The sequence below is a fragment of the Massilia oculi genome (genome assembly GCF_003143515.1).
Taxonomy (GTDB): Bacteria; Pseudomonadota; Gammaproteobacteria; order Burkholderiales; family Burkholderiaceae_D; genus Telluria; species Telluria oculi.
On record NZ_CP029343.1, the window covers coordinates 5,181,899 to 5,206,899 of the forward strand.

Annotated in this window: 19 protein-coding genes and 1 pseudogene; 9 read left to right on the forward strand and 11 right to left on the reverse strand. The window is 68.8% G+C overall.

Annotated elements, in window-relative coordinates:
- Positions 1-16 precede the first annotated feature (16 nt).
- The 3 genes from DIR46_RS23325 to DIR46_RS23335 form a co-directional block, all read right to left on the reverse strand.
- Positions 17-4,873, reverse strand: coding sequence for an SdrD B-like domain-containing protein (locus DIR46_RS23325; RefSeq protein WP_109347360.1), 4,857 nt, complete (start codon positions 4,871-4,873; stop codon positions 17-19).
- Positions 4,874-4,944: 71 nt separating this feature from the next.
- Positions 4,945-6,258, reverse strand: coding sequence for a DUF11 domain-containing protein (locus DIR46_RS23330; RefSeq protein WP_109347361.1), 1,314 nt, complete (start codon positions 6,256-6,258; stop codon positions 4,945-4,947).
- Between the two features lie 128 nt (positions 6,259-6,386).
- The gene (locus tag DIR46_RS23335) at positions 6,387-6,899 is read right to left on the reverse strand and encodes a DUF11 domain-containing protein (RefSeq protein WP_162819609.1); all 513 of its coding nucleotides are present in this window, start codon (positions 6,897-6,899) and stop codon (positions 6,387-6,389) included.
- 360 nt (positions 6,900-7,259) lie between these two features.
- On the opposite strand from DIR46_RS23335, the gene DIR46_RS23340 reads away from it, so the two are divergent.
- Genes DIR46_RS23340 through DIR46_RS23355 form a run of 4 tightly spaced genes read left to right on the forward strand, consistent with a single transcriptional unit; the run spans position 7,260 to position 11,882 of the window.
- Positions 7,260-8,957 (forward strand): methyl-accepting chemotaxis protein, encoded by a 1,698-nt coding sequence (locus DIR46_RS23340; protein WP_109347363.1) that lies wholly within the window; start codon positions 7,260-7,262, stop codon positions 8,955-8,957.
- A 9-nt stretch (positions 8,958-8,966) separates the two neighbouring features.
- Positions 8,967-9,791, forward strand: a complete 825-nt coding sequence (locus DIR46_RS23345; RefSeq protein WP_229446379.1) for a CheR family methyltransferase — start codon at positions 8,967-8,969, stop codon at positions 9,789-9,791.
- 7 nt (positions 9,792-9,798) lie between these two features.
- A complete protein-coding gene (locus tag DIR46_RS23350) occupies positions 9,799-10,296 on the forward strand; it encodes a chemotaxis protein CheD (RefSeq protein ID WP_109347364.1) in 498 nt (165 codons plus the stop codon).
- Positions 10,293-11,882, forward strand: coding sequence for a chemotaxis protein CheW (locus DIR46_RS23355; RefSeq protein WP_109347365.1), 1,590 nt, complete (start codon positions 10,293-10,295; stop codon positions 11,880-11,882). Before DIR46_RS23350 ends, DIR46_RS23355 begins: the two co-directional genes overlap by 4 nt.
- On the opposite strand, the gene DIR46_RS23360 is transcribed toward DIR46_RS23355, so the two are convergent.
- Complete coding sequence (locus DIR46_RS23360; protein WP_109347366.1) at positions 11,853-14,879, reverse strand: hybrid sensor histidine kinase/response regulator; 3,027 nt, start codon at positions 14,877-14,879, stop codon at positions 11,853-11,855. The two genes, DIR46_RS23355 and DIR46_RS23360, sit on opposite strands and share 30 nt — an antisense overlap.
- Complete coding sequence (locus DIR46_RS23365; protein ID WP_109347367.1) at positions 14,876-15,094, reverse strand: hypothetical protein; 219 nt, start codon at positions 15,092-15,094, stop codon at positions 14,876-14,878. The genes DIR46_RS23360 and DIR46_RS23365 overlap by 4 nt, the downstream gene beginning before the upstream one ends.
- Before the next feature lie 77 nt (positions 15,095-15,171).
- Here DIR46_RS23365 and DIR46_RS23370 point away from each other — a divergent pair, with 77 nt between their 5' ends.
- Positions 15,172-15,861 carry an SOS response-associated peptidase family protein gene (locus DIR46_RS23370; RefSeq protein WP_109347368.1) on the forward strand — a complete coding sequence of 230 codons (690 nt, stop codon included), beginning with the start codon at positions 15,172-15,174 and terminating at the stop codon, positions 15,859-15,861.
- Here the strand turns inward: DIR46_RS23370 and alr are convergent.
- Entirely contained in the window at positions 15,858-16,982 is a 1,125-nt protein-coding gene (gene alr / locus DIR46_RS23375) for an alanine racemase (RefSeq protein ID WP_109347369.1), read from the reverse strand. The genes DIR46_RS23370 and alr overlap by 4 nt on opposite strands.
- 4 nt (positions 16,983-16,986) lie before the next feature.
- Positions 16,987-18,279: a D-amino acid dehydrogenase gene (locus tag DIR46_RS23380; protein ID WP_109347370.1), complete on the reverse strand. Its 1,293-nt coding sequence runs from the start codon at positions 18,277-18,279 to the stop codon at positions 16,987-16,989.
- Between the two features lie 107 nt (positions 18,280-18,386).
- Here DIR46_RS23380 and DIR46_RS23385 point away from each other — a divergent pair, with 107 nt between their 5' ends.
- Together DIR46_RS23385 and DIR46_RS23390 are read left to right on the forward strand one after the other, a co-directional pair.
- Positions 18,387-18,872, forward strand: coding sequence for an Lrp/AsnC ligand binding domain-containing protein (locus DIR46_RS23385; RefSeq protein WP_005667188.1), 486 nt, complete (start codon positions 18,387-18,389; stop codon positions 18,870-18,872).
- A 79-nt stretch (positions 18,873-18,951) separates the two neighbouring features.
- Positions 18,952-21,195, forward strand: coding sequence for a hybrid sensor histidine kinase/response regulator (locus DIR46_RS23390; RefSeq protein WP_109347371.1), 2,244 nt, complete (start codon positions 18,952-18,954; stop codon positions 21,193-21,195).
- A 50-nt stretch (positions 21,196-21,245) separates the two neighbouring features.
- On the opposite strand, the pseudogene DIR46_RS27445 reads toward DIR46_RS23390, so the two are convergent.
- A pseudogene (locus DIR46_RS27445) lies at positions 21,246-21,488 on the reverse strand (winged helix-turn-helix domain-containing protein); the annotation flags it as partial.
- A gap of 173 nt (positions 21,489-21,661) precedes the next feature.
- On the opposite strand from DIR46_RS27445, the gene DIR46_RS23400 reads away from it, so the two are divergent.
- A complete protein-coding gene (locus tag DIR46_RS23400) occupies positions 21,662-22,204 on the forward strand; it encodes a flavin reductase family protein (protein WP_109347373.1) in 543 nt (180 codons plus the stop codon).
- A gap of 3 nt (positions 22,205-22,207) precedes the next feature.
- Here the strand turns inward: DIR46_RS23400 and DIR46_RS23405 are convergent, their stop codons facing one another.
- Together DIR46_RS23405 and DIR46_RS23410 are read right to left on the reverse strand one after the other, a co-directional pair.
- The gene (locus tag DIR46_RS23405) at positions 22,208-22,681 is read right to left on the reverse strand and encodes a hemerythrin domain-containing protein (RefSeq protein WP_109347374.1); all 474 of its coding nucleotides are present in this window, start codon (positions 22,679-22,681) and stop codon (positions 22,208-22,210) included.
- 29 nt (positions 22,682-22,710) lie between these two features.
- Positions 22,711-23,544, reverse strand: coding sequence for a universal stress protein (locus DIR46_RS23410; protein WP_109347375.1), 834 nt, complete (start codon positions 23,542-23,544; stop codon positions 22,711-22,713).
- Between the two features lie 203 nt (positions 23,545-23,747).
- Between DIR46_RS23410 and DIR46_RS23415 the strand changes: the two genes are divergently transcribed.
- On the forward strand, positions 23,748-24,548 hold the full coding sequence (locus DIR46_RS23415; RefSeq protein ID WP_109347376.1) for a ThuA domain-containing protein: 801 nt from the start codon (positions 23,748-23,750) through the stop codon (positions 24,546-24,548).
- Here DIR46_RS23415 and DIR46_RS23420 read toward each other — a convergent pair.
- Positions 24,545-24,940, reverse strand: a complete 396-nt coding sequence (locus DIR46_RS23420) for an MAPEG family protein (protein WP_109347377.1) — start codon at positions 24,938-24,940, stop codon at positions 24,545-24,547. The two genes, DIR46_RS23415 and DIR46_RS23420, sit on opposite strands and share 4 nt — an antisense overlap.
- Positions 24,941-25,001 lie beyond the last annotated feature (61 nt).

Here is a 25,001-nt window from a genome sequence, read left to right on the forward strand (position 1 = left end):
TTTTTCCTCGTTCTTGTTACTTGAGCAGATCGCCGGACAGCAGGCCCTGCAGGGTATTTTCGTCGAATTTCATGCGCATCCGCACATAGGCGCCCTTGGCGGTGGCGTCGGCGCCGGCCAGGTCGCGCTCGGCGAAGCCCATGAAGTTGTAGCCGGCCGAGACCCACATGTTCTTCCTGAGCTGGTAGCCCGCTTCCAGGCCCGCCGCGTACTGGCGGCCGCGGGTGTCGCGGTCGAGCAGCATCTGGGCGGTGGCGCCGACGTCCCAGTCTTCGTTGATCTCGTGCGTCACGCGGCCGGCCACCAGGTGGCTCACCGTGCGGGTCGACAGGCCGTTCGAGCGGTCCAGCGCGACCTTGGCGGCGTAGCGCGCGCTGACCACGGTGTCGCGGCGCAGCTGCCAGTTGGCGTTCATCGACACCGCGTGCACGGCGCGCTTGAGGTTGGCCGGGCCGTCGTCGCGTTCCAGCTTGTACTCGTACTTGGCCAGGCCGGTCACGCCGATCGATTCCAGGGCGCGGTAAGCGACGCCGCTCTGCAGCAGCTCGGTCAGGCGCAGCGTGGTGCCGGCGCCCTTCGAGCGGGTCGCGGCCAGGGTGTTCTTGCCCAGGAAGGTCCAGCTCTCGTCGATCTTGTAGGCCAGGCCCAGGGTCGACAGCAGGCCGTCGCTGTCTTCGCCATGGCGCAGTTCGAGGCGCGCGTTGCCGGTCCAGGTCGGATGGCGGCTCACTTCGATGGCGCCGGTCAGGGCGATCGCCTCGTTGTCGCGGGCGCCCGAAATGACCTTGACGCGTTCGACGCTGGTGTTGGCGCGCACGCCTTCGCCTAGGGTCCACAGGTTGCGCAGGCCGAGGGCCGCCTCGGCCTGGCGCTCGCCGAGCAGAGTGCCGGCCGGCGAGGTGCCGCCGGCACGGTATTCGGTGAACACGCGGCCGTCCTGCATGTAGTCGCTGTCGACGCCGAACACGGTGGCGCTGCGCTGCTGGCCCTGGTTCAGCGCATAGGTCGAGCCCAGGCTGCTGATCAGTTCATGGCGGCCGTAGACGCGGCTGCCGCCGGCGAAGCGGTAGTCGCCACCCAGGGCCACCATGCGGCGGCCGCTGTCACGGATGTCCTGCTCGCCTTCCAGGAACACGCCGGCCTGCGGCAGGCCCGGGATCTGGGTGGCGATCTTGGCGCGCACGCTGGTCAGGTCCGGCTGGGCCAGCACGACGTTCGCGCCGGCCGATTCGCGGGCATGGCGCACGCCCAGTTCGACCTGCACGCCGTTGTCGAAGGTGTAGCCGCCGAACAGCTGCACGCCATTGCGCTCGGCCTCGGTTTCCAGGTCGGCGGTGTGCAGGGCTTCCAGGCCGATGCTGGCGCGCTCGGTGACGCGGTAGCGCACGGTGGCGCCGCCTTCGGTGCGGCCCTTCGGCAGCGACGACGATGGGTTGTCGAAGTTGGCGTCGGCGCGGCCGGCGAACAGGCGGCTTTCCAGCTTGCCGTCGGTGCGGGTGGCGTCCAGGCGGGCGGCGCGGCCCTTCTGGTCGGCCTTTTCCATTTGCGCGGCTTCGACGATCACGGTCGTCTTGTCGTCCGGGGTCACGCTGGCGTTGACGCTCACCAGGCGGGTCGGGGCGGCCGGGTTGCGGTCTTCCACGGCGCTGCCGCCGACTTCGACCATCTCGCCGATCTTGTACTGGACGGCGATACCGCCGACCCAGAAGCGCGGGTGGCCCTGGTCGACTTCATAGCTGATGCGCAGGCTGATCGGGTTCATGTCCGGGTCCAGGCTCGGCACCGGGGCGCGCAGCAGGATGCGGCCGGTCAGCGGGTCGATGTCGTAGTCGGCGTAGCGCGCCAGCAGGCGGCGCGACAGCATCAGGCCGGTCTGGTTGCGGTCGCGCACGACGATCTCGACGCGCTCGCTGTTGATGACCATCAGGCCGCCGCCGGTCAGGAACGGGCCCGAGGTGCCGTTGGCGGCGATCTCTTCGACCATCTGGCGCGTGGTGTCGTAGCTGGCGAAGGCGTCGAAGGTCAGGTTGCCGACTTCCGAATGGGTGCGCAGGCCCGTCAGGTTGCGGTTGTAGGCGCCCAGGTTGCGCGCCGGCGTCACGCCTGGCGGCACGTAGTCGCCGTACATCACGTAGGAGCGGTCGCGGTCGGCGCGCAGGTAGAGGCGGCTGGTCGACTGGGCTTCGAAGCCGCGGCGCGCGTCGTCGCCGTAGGTCGGGTAGTAGGCCAGCGGATCGATGTCGCGGAACAGCTTGGGCTCGGTTTCCTTGTCCGAATCGTAGGCCATGGTCAAGAGGGTGTCTTCGCCCACCTGGCCCTTGGCGAACATGGCGGCGCGGGCGCCGGCGGCCAGGCCGTTGCCGCTGGCGTTACCGCTGCGACGCTCGGCCATGTGGCGCAGCTTGTCCTCGAAGCCGTCGAAATCGCGCAGCGGGTTGGCGGTGTTGCCGCGCACCCGGTTCAGGCTGATGGAGCCTTCGACGACACCCGCCGCGACCAGCGGACGCAGGTCGGGCACGAAGCGCAGCGCGCCCCTGGCCTGCAGCAGGCCGCTGGCGGCCAGCAGGCGGGCTTCGCCGGCTTCCTTCGGTGCGCGCAGCGAGAATTCGGCGCTGCCGCCTTCGACGAACACCTGGTAGCCGGGCTCGCGCGGGTCGAGGTCGGTCGTGTCCCACTGGCCGGCGCTCGCGTCCAGGGTGACCGGGGTGCGCTCGACGACGGGCACGCCGTCGGCGTCTTCCAGGCTCACGGCGATCAGTACCGGCTGCTTCCCATCGGCCGGTGCCGCCTCGGTCTGCGGCTTGATACGCAGACGCGCCAGCTTGCCCGGCACCACGACGCCGATGCGCTGGCTGCCGCGGGCGTTGCCGAAGGCATCCTTCTGGGAGATTTCCAGCTCGTTGCGGCCAGGGCGCAGGGCGACGCCGACGTATTCGTAGACGTCGAGCTGGCGGTCGGCGACGGTGCTCTGCTGGCCGACGTGGCTGTCGTCGACTTCCACGCCGTTGACGGTGAGGGTGAAGCTGTTGCCGGCGGCGCCCTTGATGCGCACCATCGCCTGGCCGTAGGGCAGGACGGCGCCGTCTTCCAGGCCGATGAAGGCCAGCTGGTTGTCCATTGTCGCCAGGTCGAGGTCTTCGATTTTCGTGATCGTGACGGTTTTTTCCGGCATGGCCAGTTCGGAAGCGGCCTGCAGTTCGGCGCGCAGGCGCTCGGCGCGGCCCTTGACCGCGGCGCGCAGCTCGTCGGAGCAGGCGTCCAGCGCGAAATCGGCGCGCGCCAGCTCGCCGTCCTTCAGGTCGACGAACCGGCTGCCGGCGTCGCCCGCGTTGCGGTTCGACAGGATGGCCAGCTGGCTGCCCGCCGGCAGGGTGGTGACGTCGACCTTGGCCACGTGGGTGCGCGGGGTGACGCCGGCGAAGCTGTAGCGGCCTTCTGCATCGGTCTGCGCGAAGTTGCCGTCTTCCAGCCAGATGCGCACGTCGGGCACGCCCGGCTCGTCCTGGTCGCGCAGGCCGTTGGCGTTGCAGTCGGCAAACACGGCGCCCACGATGTGGCCCTTGTCGCTGAAGATGCCGGCTTCGACCTTCACCTTGGCGGCGGCCACGGTGCTGGTCAGGACCAGGGGCGCGGCGCTGGTGGCGTGGGCGCGGTTGATGCCGTCGCCCTGCAGCGCGCCGGCGCCGATGCGTACGCGGTAGCGCAGCAAGCGGTTCGAGCGGCGCGGCACGTCGCCCACATTGATCACCAGTTGCGGGCCGCGGTTGGCGAACTTGCCGTCGAACGGCGCGTTATCCAGGCGCATCGAGCCCTGCACGTAGCTGAAACCGGCCGGCAGGTCGTCGATGACGGTAACGCCGCTCAAGGCCTCGTCGGCGGTATTGAACACGCGCACGGTGTAGTCCAGCACTTCCCCGACTTCGGCCACGGCGCGCGAGGCGTTCTTTTGCAGGTACAGCGTGCCCGGGATCGGGTCGAGCGGGACGTCGATGGTGACCACGCCGAGGGCGGCGCTGACGGTGAACTCGCCGCCGAACGAGCCGTACAGGTTGGTCTCGCGGTTGCCCGGCAGCTGGCCCGGCGAAGTCTTGGATGGGAAGCCATAGTTGTTGGGTGGGGTGACCTTCAGGCGGTACAGGCTCGGGGCGACCAGCGGGAAGTGGTACATGCCGTTGCCGTCGGTGACGACGGTGCTCGGCAAGCGGGTTGCGGCGTCGACGTCGAACACGATCGCCGGGGCGCCCGGATTGCCGCCGTTGCCTTCGCCGGTGACGTCGATCAGGGTCACGGTGGCGCCGGCAACCGGCTCGTTGCTGACGCTGTCGTAGACGATGCCGACCGGGTCGACCAGGATGTCGGTCGAGATCGCGCCGTTGCCGCAGCCGGCGACGCTGGCGGTGAGGGTGTCGTCGGGCATGACCTCGAGCATGCCGTCGCCGATGTCATTGTCGTCGCCGTCCTCGTCCCGCGCACGGTCCATGGTCATGGGGGTGATGCGGAACAGGCCGCTGTCGGCCGCGGTTTCGCTGGCCATGAATGACTGGCTGTCGCCGGTCTTTTTCGAGGAAATGGTGACGCGGATGTCTTCGGCCCGTGCCGGGTTGGCGTTGCAGCCGGCGGCCGCGATCTGCACGAACAGCTGGCCGTTGGCGCGGGTGGCGCGCGCGACGGTCGAGAAGGCGGCCGAGGTGAAATAGGTGATGGTGTCGGTCTGCTGCGCGCGCACCGTGTTCGATTCGACGGCGCCGGTGCCGCCGCCCGGCTGGGCGAAGCTGGCGCTGGCCTTGTTGACGATGGCGGCTCCCGCGTCGCCGCACAGCAGCAGGGTGGTGACCAGGCAGAAGAAGACGAAGTGTCGGAGCTGAGTGACCATGGCGCGGGAGTCGGAAAGAGAATTCGAGATGCGGCGTCCGAAGACGCCGCGCTTGCTGGATGAAGGAACGCTTACGGGTTGATCTTGACGCCGAAATTCAGCGTGTTCGACTCGTTCGGGTTCAGGTTGAAGCCGGTGGCAGACACGGTGGTGACGACGCCCGCGTTGAGCGGCGCCAGGATCGAGCCGAGCACGGTCTGGGCGGCGGCGCCGGTGTGGTACGTGGTGTTGGCCGGCACGTTGTCGGTGATGACCACGGCGTTGATCGTGGTCAGGCCCTTGTTGGTGGCGACGATCTGGTAGCGGATGCACGCGCCCGGCGCGGCGGTGATCGGGTCCTTGGTGAACACGCCTTCCGGGGTGCCGTTGCAGTCGGCGTCCAGGGCCTGGGTCTTGACCAGTTCCAGCAGCGAGTCGCCGGCGACGACGGTCACGGCTTCGTGGATGCGGTCCGAGATGGCGCCGTTGGTGGTCGACTGCGCGCGGAACCAGATGTCGGTGGTGCCCGGGGTCGCGCCCGCGGCCGGGGTGACTTCCGCGGTGACCTTGACGTTGGCGCCGGCGGCGACGGTGGCGTTGGTGATCACCTGGCCGTTGGCGTCCTTGAACACGACGGTCCAGCCGGCCGGCAGCGGGGCGCCGCCGAAGTTGACATCGGTGCTGGCTGCCAGCGCGAAGGTGTCGGGGCTGCCGCCGGTGTTGTTCAGGTAGATGACGAACGAGGTCATGGTGCCGGCGGTGGTGAGCTTGGTCTCGATGGCGGCCGCTTCCGGACCCTGGCCGTTGCCCGGCGCAGTCGGGCCGAAGGCGTTGGCGGTGATGTCCATGAGGGCGCCGGCGCCGACGGTGGTGGTGTCGGTGCTGGTGGCGCTGACGCTGCCGTTGAAGCCGCTGGTAGCCTTCACTTGCATGGTGTTGGTGGTGCCGGTGGTCGCCCCTGCCGCCAGGGTGGCGACGGCCACGAAGCTGTAGGTGGCGCCCGGGGCCAGCTGGCCGGTCGAGGTGATCGGGGTGGCGTTGTCGGCCGCGCCGTTGCCGTCGGCGTCCAGATAGAACACCACGCCGGTCAGGGCCAGGGCGCCGCTGTTGGTCTGGCTGAGCGCGAAGGTATCCGGACCGTTGCCGGTGTTGGTCACGCTGTGGGCGAACACCACCTGGGTCCCGGCCGCGCCGCTCTTGGCGGTGCCGTTGTTGATGTTCAGGCTCGCCACTTGCTGGACGGTGGTGGTGACCACGTTCGACTGGACGGTCTTGGTGCCGGTCGAGTCGGTATAAGTGGCGCTGGCCTGGTTGGTGATCAGGGTGCCGGCGGCGGTCGGGGCTGCGCTGGCGTTGGCGACGGCCAGCAGCGAGGCTGCGGCGACGAGCGTGAGACGGGTTTTCATGGCTTCTTCCTTCTTGTCAGACGGGAAATGAATCGGGTTTGTACTGCGATTGAACCGGGTAAAAACGAAATAAAATTATCAAAAAAACAACTATATGAACGGAATTCGGGCGTCAGGGCTTTCCTCCCTTATTTGCTTGCCAATTTGGGGGCGCTGCCGATCGAGATCACTTTCATGCGTGAGCTGACGGTGACTGCCTGGCCGGGCGCGAGATCGCCCAGGTTCCAGCGCAGGAAGCGGTATTCGGAGGCAGGCACCCGCTCGACGACGCGCAGGCCCTTGCGCATGACTTCACGGGTCAGGGGCAGGGGGGCGAAGTTCCTCCCGTCGAGGCTGGCCTGGACCGCCTTCGGCGCCGCGCTGCCAGCCAGGTAGCTCATCGCGCCTTCGGGAACTGGCAGGGTCGCGGCCACCGCCTGGGCCACGGCCTTGCCCTGGTTCTGGTAGGTGATCTGGTATTCGATGGTGTCGCCGATTTCGGCTTCGAGTGCCGGCACCAGTTTCTCGCCGCCCTTGTCCTGGGCAACGACCTGGAAGGCCTGCAGACGCACGTCGACGGCCTGGGTATCGGCCGCGAATACTTTGGTGCCTGCCAGCACGATGGTCCAGAACAGCAGGATATTCAGGATACGGATGGTCATGGAATTCCTTTGAATCAGACGGTGGATTGGAGAAGTCATCATGGTTTCGGTTTTACTGGTTTGGTCGATGAGCCGAATTCTATCGGATTTACCGATTTGCTCAAGAAAAATATTTCGTATTTGCAGATTTTGATGTTTTTAGGAAACGAACTGGGAGATGGATAGTGGATACCTCGTAGCAACTCCGCATGGATGATGGACCGGTTGGCATCAGTGTTGCTCAGCAACAACGACATATGTTCTGTTTTTCAATCTTCTGACTTTGCTGAATTTACTGTGGGCATTTTTTGGCGCATGATGGTTTCCATGCCTCCTGTGGCGCCGCGCTCCGCGTCGCCCTCACCTTTAACCTGTGGATATATGGAAACCATCTACCTGGAATCACCCGACGCCCTTCAGGACCTGCGCGCGATCTATTCGGCGCTCGACGGCGCCCAGGCCATCATCGAATTCGATATAAATGGCAATATCCTGCGCGCCAATGACAACTTCCTGGCCGTGACCGGCTACACCGACGACGAGTTGACGGGCCGGCATCATTCGATGTTCTGCCAGCGCGACCTGATCGACTCGCCGGCCTACTTGCGCTTCTGGCAAGACCTGGCCGCCGGAAAGACCGACCGCGCCGAGTACAAGCGCATTGCCAAGGGCGGGCGAGAGTTCTGGATCAATGCCTCCTACAATCCGGTCAAGGACGCCAGCGGCCGCGTGTGCAAGATCATCAAGTTCGCCACCGACATCACGCTGGAAAAACTCCGCGCCGCCGAGACCTCGGGTCTGGTGGCGGCGATCGGCAAGGCCCAGGCCGTGGTCGAATTCGACATGAACGGCATCCTGCTGGACGCCAACGCCAATTTCCTCGACCTGCTCGACTACGCGCTGGAAGACGTGCGCGGCGAGCACCACCGTGTGTTCTGCGACGACGAATATGCCGCCAGCGCGGCCTATCGTCGCTTCTGGGGCAAGCTCAACCGCGGCGAATTCGACGCCGGCCGCTACAAGCGCCATGGCAACAACGGCAAGACGGTGTGGATCCAGGCCACCTACAACCCGATCTTCGACGCCGACGGCAAGCCGGTGAAGGTGGTCAAGTTCGCCACCGACATCACCGAGCAGGTGATGCTGGAGCACGCCGCCGTCGCGCGCGCCGAATCCGAACGCCAGAAGGTCGACACACTGCTCGAGCAGGTTGCGCGCGCCTCGCGCGGCGACCTGACCGGCTCGATCGACACCAGCGGCGACGAGCCGCTCGACCAGCTGGCGCGCGGCGTCATGAAGATGATCGGCGACCTGCGCTCCGTGATCGGCGACGCCGTCGACGCCGCCGGCAAGCTCAACGACTCTTCGCGCGCGATCGCCGACCGTTCGAACACGGTCGCCGCCAGCGCCCAGGCGCTGGGCGCCACGGTGGAGCAGATGAACGCCTCGGTCGACGGCCTGACCGCCTCGATCAACACCATCGCGCGCAGCACCCAGGAAGCCAATGCCCTGGCCCAGAACACCCGCGACGAGGCCGAGATCGGCGCCAGGGCGATCGCCCGCTCGATCGAGGCGATGGCGATGATCAACCAGTCGTCCGAAGACATCGGCGAGATCGTGAAGGTGATCGGCGAGATCGCCGGCCAGACCAATATGCTGGCCTTCAATGCCGCGATCGAGGCGGCGCGCGCCGGCGAGCACGGCCTGGGCTTCTCGGTGGTGGCCGACGAGGTCAGGAAGCTCGCTGAACGCTCTTCGCAGGCGACCAAGGAAATCTCGAAACTGATCAATGAATCGGTGCGCCGCGTGGCCCAGGGCAGCGAGATCTCGCGACAGGCGAGCGAAGCCTTCGACCGCATCACCACGGGCGTGGGCAAGACCTCGCTGGCGATCGCCGAGATCTCGGACAGCGCCAGCGAGCAGTCGCTGACGGCCAAGGAAGTGAGCGCCGCGATTCTCTACATCGCCCAGGAAACCGAGCGATCGGCGGGTTCCTGCGACAGCATCGCGCGTTCGACCGAGGGCCTGAACGAACACGCCGGACACCTGAACGCCACCGTGGCCCGCTTCGTGGTGTAAAAGAGCGATATGGGACTGAGCGACATGGAACTGAGCGACGACAAGCTGGACACCATCATCGGCCTGGTGCGCCGGCACACCGGCATCGCCATGGGCCGGCACAAGCGCGTGCTGCTGCAGGGGCGGCTGCAGCCGCGCCTGCGTGCGCTGGGGCTCGACAGCTATGGCGCCTACATCGCGCGCCTCGACCACGACCGCCAGGAAGTCGTGTCGTTCATCAATTCGGTGACCACCAACGATACCGCCTTCTTCCGCACTCCGGCCGTGTGGCGCTGGCTGGAACGCGAGTTCCTGCCCGAGTGGGCCGCGCGCGCCGAGGATGCGCCGCTGCGCATCTGGTCGGCCGCCGCCGCCACCGGCGAGGAAGCGTATTCGCTGGCCATGACCTGCCTCGAGGCGCGCCGCAACTTCCCTGGCCTGCGCTTCGAGATCCTGGCCACCGACATCTCGACCGAGGCCCTGGCCACGGCGCGCGCCGCCATGTACCGCGGGCGCAGCGTGGAGCGTTTCGAGCGCGACCACCCGGAACTGTTCCGCAAATACCTGCGCCCGGTGGGCGAGGCGTTCCGCGTCGCCGGCGAGGTGTCGCAGTACGTCGAGTTCGGCGAACACAACCTGCTGCAGCGGCCCCCGCGTGTGGCCGGCTTCGACCTGGTCATGCTGCGCAACGTGCTGATCTACTTCGACGCACAGGCCCAGCAGCGGGTGCTGGCCGGCGCCCGCGCATCGATGCGGCGCGAGGCGCGCCTGGTCCTCGGCGAACAGGAATCCATCACCCGGCTGGACACGGACTTCGTGTTCGAGCAGGCCCACGTCTACCGTATCGGGGATTGAACACACCATGAACACGCACAGCATGAACCACACGTCCCACGTCCTGACTGGCCAGATGCAGATCGGCCAGGGCGAGCAGGTCCTCACCGCGCTGCTCGGTTCCTGCGTCGGGATCGGCATTATCTGGCGCAAGCAGCGCCGCTGCGGCCTGGCGCACTGCTTCCTGCCCGAGGGCATCGAGACGGGCGAAGACTCGGCGCGCTACGTCAGCGCCGCGGTGCCGCGCCTGCTGGCGGCGATGGGCGTGCGGCGCGAGCAGTACGACGAGGTGGACGTGGTGATCGCCGGCGGCGCGCGCATGCTGAACCTGCGCACCCACGACGGCGCGGTGGGCGCCCGCAACATCGCGGCGGCGCGCTCGCAGATTTCGCTGCGCGGCCTGCAGGTGGCGTTCCAGGACGTCGGCGGCTCGCAGGGACGGCGCCTGTCGATCGACTGCGACCGCCAGACTTTCAGCGTGGTGCGCATCCAATCCGCGCAGCGCGAGCAGATGGTGGCGGCATGAACGCGCTGGACGACATGCACGCCGACGCGCGCGCCGCGGTGGCCGCGATCGATGCGCAGCAGGCCGCCGCCGCGCGCGTGCTGCGCGAGGCGGCCGGCATGGAAGTGGTGGGCACCTTCTTCCTGGCCGGCCAGGAATTCGCGCTGCCGGCCGACCATGTGCGCGAAGTGGTGGGCATGCCTGAGCGGATCACCCCGATTCCGCTGTCGCCGGCCTGCCTGGAAGGCATCTTCACCCTGCGCGGCGCCGCCATCCCGCTCCTGAACCTGGGCCGCATCTTCGATCCGGCGGCGCCCGCCGCCTCGAGCGGGCAACGGATCGCGATCGTCGACGTCGACGACATCCAGGTCGGCCTGGTGTTCGACGCCACCGGCGAAGTGCTGCGCGTGCGCCCCGAACAGCGTGCCGGGCTGCGCTGGAGCGAGGGCCAGCAACCGGGCGTGGTCGCGGGCGCGATCACGCTGGAAGACGGCGCGCGCATCGTCCAGATGCTCGATGCCGCGCATCTGGTGCGCATCGATAACGTGCCCCAGGTGCGGGCCCACGCCAGCGTCGCGCGCGAAGCCTGGCGCATGCGCTTCCTGCGCCAGGCCCAGGGCCGCAAGTGCATCTCGTTCACCGTGGGCGCTCTGCGCTTCGCGCTGGCGATGGAGGCGATCCAGGAAATCATGCGCTTGCCGCCGCTGCAGCCGTCGGTGATGCTGGGCCGCCTGTGCAAGGGCTGGCTCAACCTGCGCGGCGCGCCGGTCGGCGTGGTCGACTTCGGCGCGCTGCTGCAGTGCGCGCCTTCTGCCTGCGATCCGGACGATGCGCGGGTGCTGGTGGTGCGCATCGGCGACGAGCAGCTGGGCCTTCTGGTCGACGCGGTGGACGACATCCGGCCCTACTTCGACAGCGACATCCTGCCGATCCCGATGCTGGGCACGGCGCGCGGCGCCATGTACCGCGGCTGCCTGCCCAATGCGGAGCTGGGCGACAGCCTGTTCCTGGCGCATGAGGCGCTGTTCTCGGATGCCGAGGTGGCCGAGATCTGCGCTGGCCACCGCCGCCTGTACGCGGCCGAAGCCGGCGCGGCGCGCGCGGCCGAGAAGAAAGTGGGCGCGCGTCGCGTCTACCTGGCGTTCTCGCTCGACACCGGCTGGGCGGCCGACATCGGCCAGGTGCGCGAGATCGTCGATTTCGACGGTCCCGTCACCCGTCCGCCCGGCATGCCGGACTGCGTGCTCGGCATGATGCAGGTGCGCCAGCAGATGGTGTGCGTGATCGACCTGCGCACCCTGTACGGCATGGCGCCGCTCGAGGACCGCTCCGGTTGCCGCATCCTGGTGCTGGAGCACGAGGGCGAGCGTTTCGGCCTGGTGGTCGACCGCGTGGACACCATCCTGTCGCTGCCCGACAGCCAGCGCCGTCCTTCGCCGCAGCTGCTGCGCGTGAACGGACCCGAGGACATGCGGCGCGACGCCGCCGAAGTGCTCGAGGTGCCGGGCGAGGACGGGCGCATGGATGGGCAGGAGCGTGTGCTTACCTTGCTGGACAAGGAGCGCTTCCTGGCGACCCTACGTCAGTCTCTCCAGCAGCGCCTGTAACTGCTGCGCATCGTAGGGCTTCGGCAGCAGCGCCAGCGCCGAATCGGCACCGGCCTCGCCCGATGCGTGGCTGGCGCCGCTCACGAACGCGATGCGCGTGCGCGGCGATCTTTCCCTGATCGCGCGCGCCAGCTCCGCGCCACCCATGCCCGGCAACTGCAGGTCGGTCAGCACGATGTCCGGCCGCTGATCCAGCAGCGCCAACGCCGTTTCGGCGCTGGCCGCCTCCAGCACCTCATACCCCATGATGCGCATCAGTTCCGCGGCGTTCTCGCGGATGTCGTCCTCGTCTTCCACCAGCAGCACGCGTGCCTTCGAGCCGGCCGGCGCGGCGGCGCCGGGCGATGGCTGCAGGGCCGCGTTCTTCTGCTGCTGGTTCGCCAGCACATGGCGGATCTTGCGCGCCAGCGCGTCGCGTGTATACGGCTTGCCGAGCAGTTCGACGCCCGGATCGAGGCGGCCGCCGTGCACGATCGCGTTCTCGGTATAGCCCGAGGTGAACAGCACCGCGACGTTCGGCAGGCGCGCGCGCGTCTTCCTGGCCAGCTCCGGGCTGCGTAAGGGGCCCGGCATGACGACGTCGGTGAACAGCAGGTCGACGTGGATGCCGCTGTCAATCACGGTCAGGGCCGAGGCGGCGTCGTTGGCGCGCAGCACCCGGTAGCCCAGGTCGGCCAGCATGTCGACCACGGTCAGGCGCACCTGCTCGTCGTCCTCGACCACCAGCACGGTCTCGTGGCCGCCGGTCGCCGGCTGGGCCAAATGCTCGGCGGCGTGGTCCTCGGCCTGCAGCGAGCGCGGTAGGTAGATCTTGACCGTGGTGCCTTCGCCGACCTCGCTGTAGATCTTGACGTGGCCGCCGGATTGCTTGACCAGGCCGTACACCATCGACAGGCCGAGGCCCGTGCCCTTGCCCTCGGGCTTGGTCGAGAAGAAGGGCTCGAAGGCCTGGTCGATGACTTCCTGCGGCATGCCGCTGCCGGTGTCGCTGACGGCCAGCAGCACGTACTGGCCGGGAGCGACCTCGGGGTGGGCGGCGCAGTAGCCGGCGTCCAGCGCGGCGTTGGCGACTTCGAGGGTCAGCCTGCCGGCGCCGTCCATGGCGTCGCGCGCATTGATCGCCAGGTTCAGGATCGCGTTCTCGAGCTGGGCCGGATCGACCTCGGTGGTCCACAGGCCGCCCGAGATCACCATCTCGACATCGATCTCCTCGCCCAGGGCGCGCCGCATCATGTCTTCCATGCTGCCCAGCAGGCGACCGATCTTGACCGCCTTCGGCTCGAGCGGCTGGCGGCGCGCGAACGACAGCAGCGAGCTGGCCAGCTTGGCGCCGCGCTCGACGCCGCTCATGGCGTTCTGGACGCGCTTCCTGATCTCGGGCAGGCCGTCGGCGCGGCGCGCGATCAGTTGCAGGTTGCCGCCGATGACTTGCAGCAGATTATTGAAGTCGTGCGCGACGCCACCGGTCAGCTTGCCGATGGTTTCCATCTTCTGCGCCTGCTGCAGCGCGGCCTCGGTGCGCCGCATGGCTTCCATCTGGGCCAGGTCGGTGCTGATGTCGCGGCCGACCGCGTGGATGTACTGGTCGTCGGGCGAGGCGGTCCAGGACAGGTTGCACCAGCTGCCGTTCTTGCGCCGATAGCGGTTCTCGAAGCGGTACACCTGGCCGCCCAGGCGCAGCGCCTCGATCTGGCGCGTGGTGGGTTCGCGGTCGTCCGGGTGCACCAGGTCGAGCAGCGGCGTGGCGAGCACCTCGGATTCAAGCCAGCCAAGGATGGTCGTGAAGGCCGGGTTTACGGCGGACAAGACTCCCTGCAGGTCGGCCACCAGCATGATGTCCTTCGACAGCCGCCACATGCGGTCACGCTCGGCCGTGCGGCGCCCGACCCGTTCCTCGAGCGTGGCGTTGACGGCGGCCAGCGCCTCGCTGGCGCGCTTCTGTTCCTCGATGTCGATGCTGCTGCCGATCCACAGGGCGCCGTCGCCGGCCTCGCCCGGCGAACGCCGCGCGCGCACCAGGTGCCAGCGGTATTCGCCGTCGTGGCGGCGCAGCCGGATCTCGGCGTCGAGCGGGGCGCTGGAGGCCACGCTGGCGTCCCACAGCGCGCGGAAGCGGGCCACGTCGTCCGGATGCACCAGCGGGCCCCAGCCATGGCCCAGCATGGCCAGGGGCGCGGCGCCGGCGCTGGCATATTCGTGCACGCGGTCGTTGATCCATTCGACGCTGCCGTCCTCGCGCGCGGCCCAGACATGGTTGGGCATGGCCTGGGCGAAGGTGCGCAAGCGCGCCTCGCTGGCGCGCAGCGCGCGCTCGGCGACCGCGCGCTCGGTGACGTCGTTGCCCTCGACGAAAGTGGCGAACACGGCGCCGTTGGCGTCCTTCAGCGGTTGCAGCACGAAGTCGATGAAGGTGCGTACCGGCGCGTCCAGGCCTGGATTGCGCAGCGTGATTTCCACGCCCTCGGCGCGGAAGGTCGTGCCGTCGGCGAAGCAGCGGTCGAGCACCTCGACGATGCCGCGCTCGGCCAGTTCCGGCACCGCGTGCGCCACCGGCATGCCGAGCAGGGGACGGTGGCCGGTCAGCGCGCGGTAGGCGTCGTTGGCCAGGGCGTAGCGGTGCTCGCTGCCCTCGAGCAGGCAGATGAAGCCGGGCGCCTGCTCGAACATCGTGTTCAGCCGTTCGCGCTCGGCGCGCACGTGGCGCTCGGCCTTGACCTTGGCCGAGGTTTCCACTACTACCGCCATCACGCCGGCGATGGCGCCGTCCTGGTCGCGGATCGGCGAGTAATCGAGGTTCATCCAGACCGGCTCGGGCTGGCCGCTGCGGTGCAGGGTCAGTTCCTGGTCCTGATAGCTGAGGGTGCCGCCCGCCAGGCCCACCTTCATCACGTTGTCGTTGAAGTCGGCCACCTCGGGCCAGCCTTCGCGCACCTTCGAGCCGAGCAGCACCGGATGGCGCCCGCCGGCGAACACCCGGTAGGCGTCGTTGTAGATCATGTAGCCATCCTCGCCCACAGGGTGACGATCGGCGCCGGGGTGGCCATGATCAGGGCCACCGTGGTCTTGAGCACGGTCGGCCAGTCTTCGATGGGGCCCAGGCTCGTGGTATCCCAGGGGAAGGCAAGAATCAGTCGCGACGTCTCGTCATTGGCGGCAGGAAGGGAGGGCTGGCTGGCGGCATCGGCGCGAATGCTAAAAAGTGAACGATGCATTTTACACTTCAGTTACCATGGGGACGCCACGTACGCCGCCACCTTTATTATTCGGCAACATCTTTCAGATATCTCTCATGTGCGTTAATTATAGTCCTCCGACACCCGAGCAGTTCAACGGCCGCATTGGCGCCTTCAGCATCCTGCCGCGCGACTGGCACTGGCCCGAGGAAACCTGGAAGGATTACGCGGCGCCGATCCTGCGCGCGGCGCCCGGCTTGCCGCTGGATGCCTGCGTGGCCAGCTATGGCATGGTGCCGCGGCGCCACATCCCGCCCGAGGTCAAGCCCTTCGACACCATGAATGCGCGCGCCGAATCGCTGCTCGAGCGGCGTTCGTTCGCGCCGGCCTGGCGCCGCCTGCAGCTGTGCGCGGTACCGATGCTGCGGTTCTACGAGCCGTGCTACGAGAACGGGCGCGCCGAGCGCACCGCGATCGGCATGGCCGATGACGCGATGTTCTGGGTGGCGGGACTGTGGCGCGAGTGGCAAGAGGCCGACGGCGCCATGTCGACCGCCTTCACCCAGATCACCATCAATGCCGACGACCATCCGCTGATGCGGCGCATGCACAAGCCGGGCGACGAGAAGCGCTCGCTGGTGCTGCTGGCGCAGGAGGAAGTGGGGGACTGGCTGGCCTGCCGCGACACGGACGTCGCGCGCAGCTTCCTGCGGCGTTATCCGGCCGAGCGCATGAAAGCGTGGCCGGCGCCGCTGGCGCCGAAGCGCGCCGCGCCGCCGCCATCGCCGAACATGGAGCTGTTCTAGCCGCCCACGTAGCGGCGGTGGAATCGCGGCCCCAGGCGCGTCAGCACCTCGTAGCCGATGGTGCCGGCCTGGGCCGCGACGTCGTCCACCGTCTGCTGCGGGCACAGGAGGTCGACCGCCTGGCCCGGCGCGATCCGCGATTCGGCGATGCCGGTGACGTCGAGCGTGATGCTGTCCATCGACACCGTGCCGGCGAAGGGCACGGCCATGCCGTCGACGAAGGCTTGCGAACGGCCGGTGAGGGCGCGCAGCCAGCCGTCGGCATAGCCGATGGCGATGGTGGCGATGCGGCGCTCGCCCGGCGCGACATAGCGCGCGCCATAGCCGACGATGTCGCCGGCGGCCACGGTGCGCAGCTGCACCACGCGCGCCGCCAGCGACACCGCCTGCGCCAGCGGATTGGCGTGCCCCGGCTGGGGATTGATGCCGTACAGCGCGCAGCCCGGGCGCAGCAGGTCGAAGTGCCAGGCGCCGCCCAGGAACACGCCCGAGGAATTGGCCAGGCTGGCAGGCACGCCGGGGAACAGCGCGCGCACTTCCTCGAAGCGCTGGCGCTGGTGCTCGTTGAGCGGGTGCGCCGGCTCGTCGGCGCAGGCCAGGTGGCTCATCACCAGGCGCAGGTCGATGCCCTTCAGCCAGTCGGGATCCTGGCGCAGCCGGTCGAGGTCAGGCGGGGCCATGCCCATGCGCGACATGCCGGTGTCGACCTGCAGCGCGGCCGGCAACGCGCGGCCAAGGTCGCGCGCCAGCGCGCGCCACTCGGCGAGCTGGCCGGGATCGTTCAGCACCGGCACCAGGTCGTGCGCCAGGCAGTCGCGCGCCGCGCCCGGCATGGCGCCGTGCATCACATGGATCGTGCAATCCTCGGGCACGAGCCGGCGCAGGCGGATGCCTTCGTCGAGGTGGGCCACGAAGAAGCTGCGGCAACCTTCGCGCACCAGCGCTTGCGCGACCTGGCCCATGCCGAGCCCGTAGGCATCCGCCTTCAATACGGCCGCGCAGGCGGCCTGCGCGGTACCGGCCTGGCCGCGCTCGCGCAGCAGTCGGTAATTGGCGCGCACCGCGTCCAGGTCGATCGTGAGGATGGACCCGGCGCGGGCGCAGCTGGCCTGGTCGCTCATGGCGTCAAGCCTGCGCCAGCTTGCCGCTGGCGGCGCCGCCGCTGCTGCCCGCGTAGCGGAACACAGCCAGGTCGTCGGCGCGGATCGACGGCGCCTTGCCGCCCACCAGGTCGGCGATGACGCTGGCCGAGCCGGCCGCCATGGTCCAGCCCAGCGTGCCGTGGCCGGTGTTCAGGAACAGGTTGCGGAGCAGCGTCGCGCCGACCACCGGGGTGCTGTCCGGCGTCATCGGGCGCAGTCCGGTCCAGAAGCTGGCCTGGGCGGTGTCGCCCGCGCCCGGGAACAGGTCGTTGACGACCAGCTCCAGGGTTTCACGGCGGCGTGGATTGAGGTCGAGGTTGTAGCCGGAGAGCTCGGCCATGCCGCCGACGCGGATGCGGTCGTCGAAGCGGGTCACGGCGATCTTGTAGGTTTCGTCGAGGATGGTCGACACCGGCGCGCGGGCGGCGTCCGTGATCGGCACCGTCAGCGAATAACCTTTCATCGGATAGACCGGCAGCGGGAACCAGCGCTGCAGCAGCAGGCGCGAGTAGCTGCCCAGGGCCAGCACGAAGCGGTCCGCAGCGAATGCGCCCTTGTCGGTTTCGACAGAGACGATCTCGCCGCCTGCTACATTCAGATGGCGGATCGCGGTATCGAACTCGAAGCGCACGCCCAGGTCGCGCGCCATGGCGGTGAGGCGGGTGGTGAACAGCTGGCAGTCGCCGGTTTCGTCGTTCGGCAGGCGCAGGCCGCCGACCAGCTTGTCGGCCACGTTGGCCAGCGCCGGTTCGGCCGTGGCCAGCTGCGCGCCCTCCAGCACTTCATAGGCCACGCCGGCGTCGCGCAGCACCTCGATGTCCTTGGCCGCGCCGTCGAACTGCTGGCGGGTGCGGAACAGCTGCACCGTGCCCTGCTGGCGGCCTTCGTAGGCGATGCCGGTGTCGCGCCGCAGCGCGCGCATGCAGTCGCGGCTGTATTCGGCCAGGCGCACCATGCGCTCCTTGTTGACGGCGTAGCGGGCCGGGTCGCAGTTGCGGTACATCTCCCACATCCACTGCAGCTGGAACAGCGAACCGTCGGGACGGATCGCCAGCGGCGCGTGGCGCTGGAACAGCCATTTGGCGGCCTTCAGCGGAATGCCGGGCGCGGCCCAGGGCGAGGCATAGCCGGGCGAGATCTGGCCGGCATTGGCGAAACTGGTCTCGAGGGCCGGACCGGGCTGGCGGTCGATGACCGTGACCTCGTGGCCGGCCTGCGCCAGGTAATACGCGGTGGTAACGCCGACCACGCCGCTGCCCAATACGATGACTCGCATACGCTCCTCGAAAGCTGAATCCAGAAAAGGTTGCCATCGTAGCGCGGGTAGGGGATAATTGTTTCTGTTAATACGTAATTTTTCAGAAAATATTCTGGATTGGAGCCATGCGCGTACAAAAAGCCTCGAACCGCATCCTGGACCGGATCGACCTGCACATCCTGTCCATCCTGCAGCAGGATGCGCGGATCGTGATGAAGGACCTGGCCGAGCAGGTCGGGCTGTCGCTGACGCCCTGCATCGAGCGGGTCAAGCGCATGGAGCGCGACGGCGTCATCCAGGGCTACTACGCGCGCATCAATCCGCAGGCGCTGGGCATGCAGATCCTGGTATTCGTCGAGATCAACCTGCACCAGAAATCCGACAAGGCCTTCGAACGCTTCCGGCGCGCGATGCTGGCCATTCCCGAAGTGATGGAATGCCACCTGGTGTCGGGGGACTTCGACTACCTGATCAAGGCGCGCATCCCCGAGATGTCCGAATACCGGCGCCTGCTGGGCGAGATCCTGCATGTGGCCGACGCCGGCCAGTCGAAGAGCTATGTGGTGATGGAAGAGCTGAAGGAAACGCTGGCGCTGTCGATTCCGCGCTGATCCTCATCGTCGATCCCGCAAAAACCGCAACGATGTCGCCGGCTCATCCTATAATGGATGTTTCCCTTCTGGAATTCCCATGCGCGCCGTTGCCGGACCCGTCCTGTCCCTTCGACACCTGCTGATCCTGCTCACCGCGATCGGCCTGTTGCCGCTGGTCCTGCTGGGCGTCTGGACCATCCACGGCGCCGGCCTGTACCTGGAGCAGGAGCAGGAAAGGATGATGGTCGGCCATGCGCGCGCGCTGTCGAGCGCGGTCGACGCCGAGCTGGACGCCACCGTGGCGGCCCTGAGCGGCATTGCCAAGAGTCCCCAGCTCGCGAGCGGCGACCTGCGCGCCTTCCACGAGACCGCGCGCCGCATGTCGCGCGCCGACTGGCTGGGGGTGGTGCTCAGCGGCGCCGACGGGCAGCCCCTGTTTCGCACCATGGCCCAGTACGGGGCGCCGCCGGCCCGCATCGCCGATCCGGGCAGCCTGCGCCAGGCGATGGAGCAGCGTCGCCCGGTGGCCGGCCGCGTCGCGCGCGGACAGGGCGGGCGCCCGGCGGTGCCGGTGCGGGTCCCGGTCACCGGGCCCGACGGCCAGCCCTGGGTCTTGAGCGCCGTGGTCCAGCCGGACCGCTTCCTGGACGTGATCGCGCGCCAGAGGATTCCCGCCGATTCCGTGATCGCCGTGATGGATGGCAGCGGCGCGCTGGTGGCGCGCTCGCGCGACCAGGAGCACACCGTGGTCGGCGCGCCCAGCGCCTCGCTCACGGCGCTGATGAAGGGCGGGGGGCCGGAAGGCGTGGGTGCCACCAGCACGCTCGAAGGCGACGACGTGGTCAGCGCCTACACCACCTCGCCGCGCTACGGCTGGGTGGTGGCGGTGGGCGCCCCCAGCGCCGGTTTCGGGGTGGGCTTCTTCCAGCGCTTCGCGGTCTACGTGCTCGGCGCCTGGGTGGTGTTGAGCGCCTGCATCGGGCTGGCCTCGTGGCTCTCCGGGCGCATCGTGCGCCGCATCGACAGCGTGCAGGCCGGGGCCACCGCCCTGGGCAGCGCGCGCACGGTGAGGGTGGCGCCGTCGCGGATCAAGGAAATCCGCGAGATGGGCCAGGCGCTGGAGGCCGCGGCCAGCCGCCGCGCCGCCCAGGAAGAGGAGCGTTCGCGCCTGCTGGCGTCGCTCGAGGAAGCGCTGGCCCAGGCGCGCCAGGCCGGCCAGGCCAAGGACGCTTTCCTGGCCATGCTGGGCCACGAGCTGCGCAATCCGCTCAGCCCGATCCTGACCTCGCTCGACCTGATGGACTTGCGCAAGGAGCCAGGCAGCCAGCGCGAGCGCGCCGTCATGCGGCGCCAGGTGACCCATCTGCGGCGACTGGTCGACGACCTGCTGGACGTCTCGCGCATCGCTTCCGGCAAGCTGGCGATCGAGACCCGCCCGCTGAACCTGGCCGAACTGGCGCGTCACGCGGTGGCGGCCCTGCCGGGCGAGCCCATCGCCCTGGAGGCGCCGCCGGAGGTCTGGGTCATCGGTGACGAGACCCGCCTGGTGCAGGTGCTGGGCAATCTGCTGTCGAACGCGGCCCGCTTCGGCAGCAGCGACACGCGCGTCAGCCTGGCGGTCGTCGCCGGCGAGGCGGTGCTGGGCGTGAGCGACAACGGCGCCGGCATGGCGCCGGAACTGCTGGCGCGCGTGTTCGAGCCGTTCTACCAGGCGCCGCAGCCGCTGGCGCGGCGCACCGGCGGCCTCGGGCTCGGCCTGGCGATCGTGCGCGAGATCGCCCAGCTGCATGGCGGCCGGGTCGCGGCCTACAGCGCCGGCCCGGGCGCCGGCAGCCGCTTCGAGGTGATCCTGCCGCTCGGCGCGCCCGGCGTGGCGCGCGAGCCGGACGCGCTGGCGCCGGCGGCGCAGGGGCGCCGCATCCTGCTGGTCGACGACAACGAGGATGCGGCCGCGGCCAGCGCCCTGCTGCTGCGCCACCTGGGCCATGCGGTGCAAGTCGCCCACAGCGCGGCCCAGGCGCGCGCGCTGGCCCTGGTCGAACCGCCCGAGGTGGCGATCCTCGACATCGGCCTGCCCGACATGGACGGCTACGCGCTGGCCGCGGCCTTGCGCGAGGATGCGGGAGTATCGGCTGCGGGAGTACCGGCTGCGGGCGCTGCCGGCGCCGCGCTGCGGCTGGTGGCGCTGACCGGGTACGGCCAGCAGGCCGACGTCGCGCGCGCGCTGGCGGCCGGCTTCGACGTGCACCTGACCAAGCCGGCGACCATCGAGGCGCTGCAGGAAGCGGTGGCGGTGGCTGGGGCCTGGGCATCCGACGCGGGGACGGCGGTGAAGGCGTAGCCGCGTCCGGCCACGTTCACGATCGCGCTGCCGGCGTCGCCCAGCAGCTTGCGCAGGGCCGCGATCTGCACCCGCAGGTTCGCCTCCACCACCACCCTGTGCGGCCACACCCCGGCCATCAGCGCGCGGTTGCTCAATATGTCGCCGGGTTGGGACGCCAGCAGCACCAGCAGATCGTAGGCGCGCGCGCCGATCGGCAGTGGACAGCCGGCCCGCAGCAGCAGGCGCTGGGCGAGCAGCAGCTCGAAGTCGAGGAAGGCGATCCTGGTGGGGGCGGATGGGCCGGAATCCATGGCAAGCCTCGTATCGGGTAGTGGCGGCGGGTCGGGTCGTATCTTGTCGGATTGTCCGTCCCCGGCGCGCGCCGGCGCTAGAATTTTTCTGCTGTCGCGTGCAGCGCCGGCAAGCGTACGCCGGGCCCGTCGGGGCGGGGCGATAATACGGACGGGCCCACGACGGAGGACGGATGGCACGCAAGCAAGACCTGCCGCTGCACGAGGTGCGGCGTTACCTGGAACCGGGACCGGTGGTACTGGTGACCTCGAGCCACGCCGGCGAACGGGATGTGATGGTGATGGGATGGCACACGGTGATGGAATTCAGTCCGTCGCTGATCGGTTGCGTGATCTCGTCCGCCAACCACAGCCACGGCCTGATCCGCGCCAGCGGCGAATGCGTGATCAACCTGCCGACAACGCGCCAGCTCGAGGCGGTGCTGGGCGTCGGCTCGACCACCGGCGCCGAGATCGACAAGTTCGCGGCCTTCGGCCTCACGCCGGAGGAAAGCGAGCAGGTGGCGGCGCCGTCGATCCGCGAGTGTCACGCCCAGTTCGAGTGCCGGCTGCACGACGACAGCCTGGTCGGGCGCCATGATTTCTTTATCTGGGAAGTGGTGGCGGCGCGCGCCGCGGCGCGGCCGCGCCATCCCGAAACCCTGCATTACAAGGGCGACGGCACGTTCATGGTGTCGGGCAAGGTGATCCGGCGCCAGCGCCCTGGCCTGAAGTGACCTTTAATGGTGGCGCGAGCGCCAGCCCGCGTGCCCGCCCCGATGCAGCAGGATGCGCGGCACCCGCCCGCCGGCGCGGCCGGCCGGCGCATGCGGCGCCGTGGCCAGCGCCAGGTCGGTGCTGATCCGGTGCAGCGACAGCAGGTCGAGCAGCGCCGCCACCAGTTGGCGGCCGAGCGTGACGTCGCCATCCTCGACCAGTGGCATGGCGCGGTGCAGGGCGGCCAGGATGGTGGCGTTTTCGGCGCGGTGCTCGTGCAGGCGTGCGTAGTCGAGCGATTCCATCACCAGTTCCTCGTGCCGGAACTCCACCTCGACGGCGGTGACGATGGCGCGGAAGGCGTGCGCGAAGCGGTCGTCCGGCGTGCAGCTGCCGTCGGCCGTCTCGGCCAGGCGGGCGCACAGGTGGCGGCGGGCATGACGGATCGCGGCGCCGATGGCGCCGGCGCTGCCTCCTGGATAGTGGTGGAATGTCATGGCGGAAATAGTGGCAAGTGGGTGAGGATTCAATGGGCGATCAGGAGCGGCGCCGGGGCGTGGTCGAGCACGTCGCGCGTGACGCCGCCCAGGATCCATTCGCGGTAGCGGCTGTGGCCGAAGGCGCCGGTGACCATCAGCCCGGCGTGGCAGTCGCGCGCCATGTCCATCAGGGCCTCGCCCTCCGTGGCGCGGGTATGCGCGACGGCGACGTCGACCTTCAGGCCGTGGCGCGCCAGGTAGTGGGCCATGTCGGCGCCCGGCTCGATGCCGTGCAGGCCGGATTGCAGGTCGGGGTTAACGAGCGCCAGGTGCACGGTGCCGGCCTGGGCCAGCAGTGGCAGGGCGGCGTTGATCGCGCGCTGGGCTGGCATGCTGCCGTCCCAGCCGACCAGTGCGTCGCCGGGGATCGGCTTGCCGTGGTAGCTGTCGGGCACCACCAGCACCGGCCGGGCGCCGTGCAGGGCGAGGTATTGGGGCAGGCCGCGTGCGGTCGTGGCGCGGCTGCGGCCATGGTCCTGGCTGACCACGACCAGATCGGCATAGCGCGCCTGCAGCAGCAGGCCGTCGCGGTCGGCGTCTTCGACCATGCGCGCCTCGGCGCCGTGGATGCCGAGGCGCCCGGCCTGGGTCACGAAATCGTCGAGCAGGGTGGCGACGGCGTCGCGCAGTTCCTGGAATTCGCGGTTGGAGACCGGCATGGCCATCGAACCGTTGAGTACCGCATAACTGGCCATCGACAGCCCGGTGGCGGCGCTGCCGACCAGGTGGGCGTCGTGCGCGCCGGCGAGCAGCGCGGCGGCGCGCAGGCGGCTCTCCTGGCAGGGGCCGCCGTCGACATGGACGAGTATGGTCTTGAGCATGTTGATGACTCCGTTCGGACGCGATACTGGAACGTGGCACGGCGTTTGACTATACGCCGCGCAAGGGAGCATGTCAGGCGCACGCTTGATCTCGATCAAACAGGGGTGAAATATCGCGGCTGCCTAAGCTGGAATGGTTTTGTTGACAAGCAAGAAGTGAAGGATTAGCGTTGACCGCCTCGCCATCTTGACCGTCCACGCCAATGATCCGTTCGCTTGCCTCCCTCGTCCTCGCCTGCTCGGTCGCTTTCACCTTTGCCTCCCCGGCACGGGGGGCCCAGTTCAATGTGCTGCTGTTTACCAAGTCGACCGCCTGGCACCACGATGCCGTGCACGCAGGCGTGACGGCGGTACAGGAACTGGGCAAGCTGCATGACTTCGACGTGTTCTGGACCGCCGACGCCGGGCGGGTGATGAACGATGCCGAGCTGACGAAGTACCAGGCGGTGATCTTTTTGCTTACCACCGGAGATGTGCTCGACGCAGCCCAGCAGGCGGCCTTCGAGCGCTTCATCCGGCGCGGCGGCGGCTATGTCGGCGTGCACAGCGCGGCCGACACCGAGTACGACTGGCCGTGGTACACCAGAATGGTGGGACATATGTTCCACGTCCATCCCGCGGTCCAGACCGCTGTCGTGAAGGTCGAGGACGCGAACTTTCCCGGCATGGAACGCTTCGCGCCGCGCAACCTGGTCACCGACGAATGGTATGAGTTCGGGCCGGCGCGCTCGAAAGACCTGGTCTACCTGCTGAGCGTGGACGAGAGCAGCTATCGTCCGCAGACGACCTGGCCCGACCGCGTGGGCAAGGGGATGGGCGCCTTCCACCCGATCAGCTGGTACCAGTACCACGACGGCGGCCGCGCCTTCTACACCGGAATGGGCCATATGGCGGCAACCTACCGCGATCCGGTCTTCCTGCATCACCTGTTTGGCGGCATCTACTGGGCGGCGACCGGGCGCGGCATCGGCCCCGGCCAGGCCGGGCCCCGCGCAGCGCGCTAGGCCGACAGCAGCGCGACCAGGATCAGCACCAGGCCGGCCACCGACACCATCCAGACCAGCGTGCGCAGCACCGGAATGCCGGCCGCGTACAGCGGCACATAGACGATGCGCGCCAGCAGGTAGAGCCAGCAGCCCCACAGGGTCAGCGCGCCGTGCGTGCCCGAGACGTGGGCGATCAGCACCGCCGCCGCGAACAGCGGCAGGGTCTCGAACAGATTGGCCTGGGCGCGCTGCAGGCGGGCCGTCACCGGGCGCGGCGGCGGCGCGGCGCCGTCGCGCGCGCCCAAGTTGTATTGCGCGCCCGTCTCCTGGGTACGCAGGGTGGAGGGCAGCAGGATCTGGACCAGGGCCAGCACCAGGGTCCAGGCCAGCAGGGTGAGTTCGGTGGTCATCAATCTTCCTTTCCGGGCGGTGGCGGCTGCATTCGATCATACGGCATCAGGCGTGAAATCC

What these genes read in the sequence shown, in the direction of transcription:
- DIR46_RS23405 (WP_109347374.1), bottom strand. Translation starts at nt 22,681, where the DNA reads ATGACATTCCACCACTATCCAGGAGGCAGCGCCGGCGCCATCGGCGCC.
- DIR46_RS23325 (WP_109347360.1), bottom strand. Translation starts at nt 4,873, where the DNA reads ATGGTCACTCAGCTCCGACACTTCGTCTTCTTCTGCCTGGTCACCACC.
- DIR46_RS23385 (WP_005667188.1), top strand. Translation starts at nt 18,387, where the DNA reads ATGCGCGTACAAAAAGCCTCGAACCGCATCCTGGACCGGATCGACCTG.
- DIR46_RS23390 (WP_109347371.1), top strand. Translation starts at nt 18,952, where the DNA reads ATGCGCGCCGTTGCCGGACCCGTCCTGTCCCTTCGACACCTGCTGATC.
- DIR46_RS23345 (WP_229446379.1), top strand. Translation starts at nt 8,967, where the DNA reads ATGGGACTGAGCGACATGGAACTGAGCGACGACAAGCTGGACACCATC.
- DIR46_RS23360 (WP_109347366.1), bottom strand. Translation starts at nt 14,879, where the DNA reads ATGATCTACAACGACGCCTACCGGGTGTTCGCCGGCGGGCGCCATCCG.
- DIR46_RS23370 (WP_109347368.1), top strand. Translation starts at nt 15,172, where the DNA reads ATGTGCGTTAATTATAGTCCTCCGACACCCGAGCAGTTCAACGGCCGC.
- DIR46_RS23415 (WP_109347376.1), top strand. Translation starts at nt 23,748, where the DNA reads ATGATCCGTTCGCTTGCCTCCCTCGTCCTCGCCTGCTCGGTCGCTTTC.
- DIR46_RS23340 (WP_109347363.1), top strand. Translation starts at nt 7,260, where the DNA reads ATGGAAACCATCTACCTGGAATCACCCGACGCCCTTCAGGACCTGCGC.
- DIR46_RS23330 (WP_109347361.1), bottom strand. Translation starts at nt 6,258, where the DNA reads ATGAAAACCCGTCTCACGCTCGTCGCCGCAGCCTCGCTGCTGGCCGTC.
- DIR46_RS23355 (WP_109347365.1), top strand. Translation starts at nt 10,293, where the DNA reads ATGAACGCGCTGGACGACATGCACGCCGACGCGCGCGCCGCGGTGGCC.
- DIR46_RS23380 (WP_109347370.1), bottom strand. Translation starts at nt 18,279, where the DNA reads ATGCGAGTCATCGTATTGGGCAGCGGCGTGGTCGGCGTTACCACCGCG.
- DIR46_RS23365 (WP_109347367.1), bottom strand. Translation starts at nt 15,094, where the DNA reads ATGCATCGTTCACTTTTTAGCATTCGCGCCGATGCCGCCAGCCAGCCC.
- DIR46_RS23335 (WP_162819609.1), bottom strand. Translation starts at nt 6,899, where the DNA reads ATGACCATCCGTATCCTGAATATCCTGCTGTTCTGGACCATCGTGCTG.
- DIR46_RS23350 (WP_109347364.1), top strand. Translation starts at nt 9,799, where the DNA reads ATGAACACGCACAGCATGAACCACACGTCCCACGTCCTGACTGGCCAG.
- alr (WP_109347369.1), bottom strand. Translation starts at nt 16,982, where the DNA reads ATGAGCGACCAGGCCAGCTGCGCCCGCGCCGGGTCCATCCTCACGATC.
- DIR46_RS23420 (WP_109347377.1), bottom strand. Translation starts at nt 24,940, where the DNA reads ATGACCACCGAACTCACCCTGCTGGCCTGGACCCTGGTGCTGGCCCTG.
- DIR46_RS23410 (WP_109347375.1), bottom strand. Translation starts at nt 23,544, where the DNA reads ATGCTCAAGACCATACTCGTCCATGTCGACGGCGGCCCCTGCCAGGAG.
- DIR46_RS23400 (WP_109347373.1), top strand. Translation starts at nt 21,662, where the DNA reads ATGGCACGCAAGCAAGACCTGCCGCTGCACGAGGTGCGGCGTTACCTG.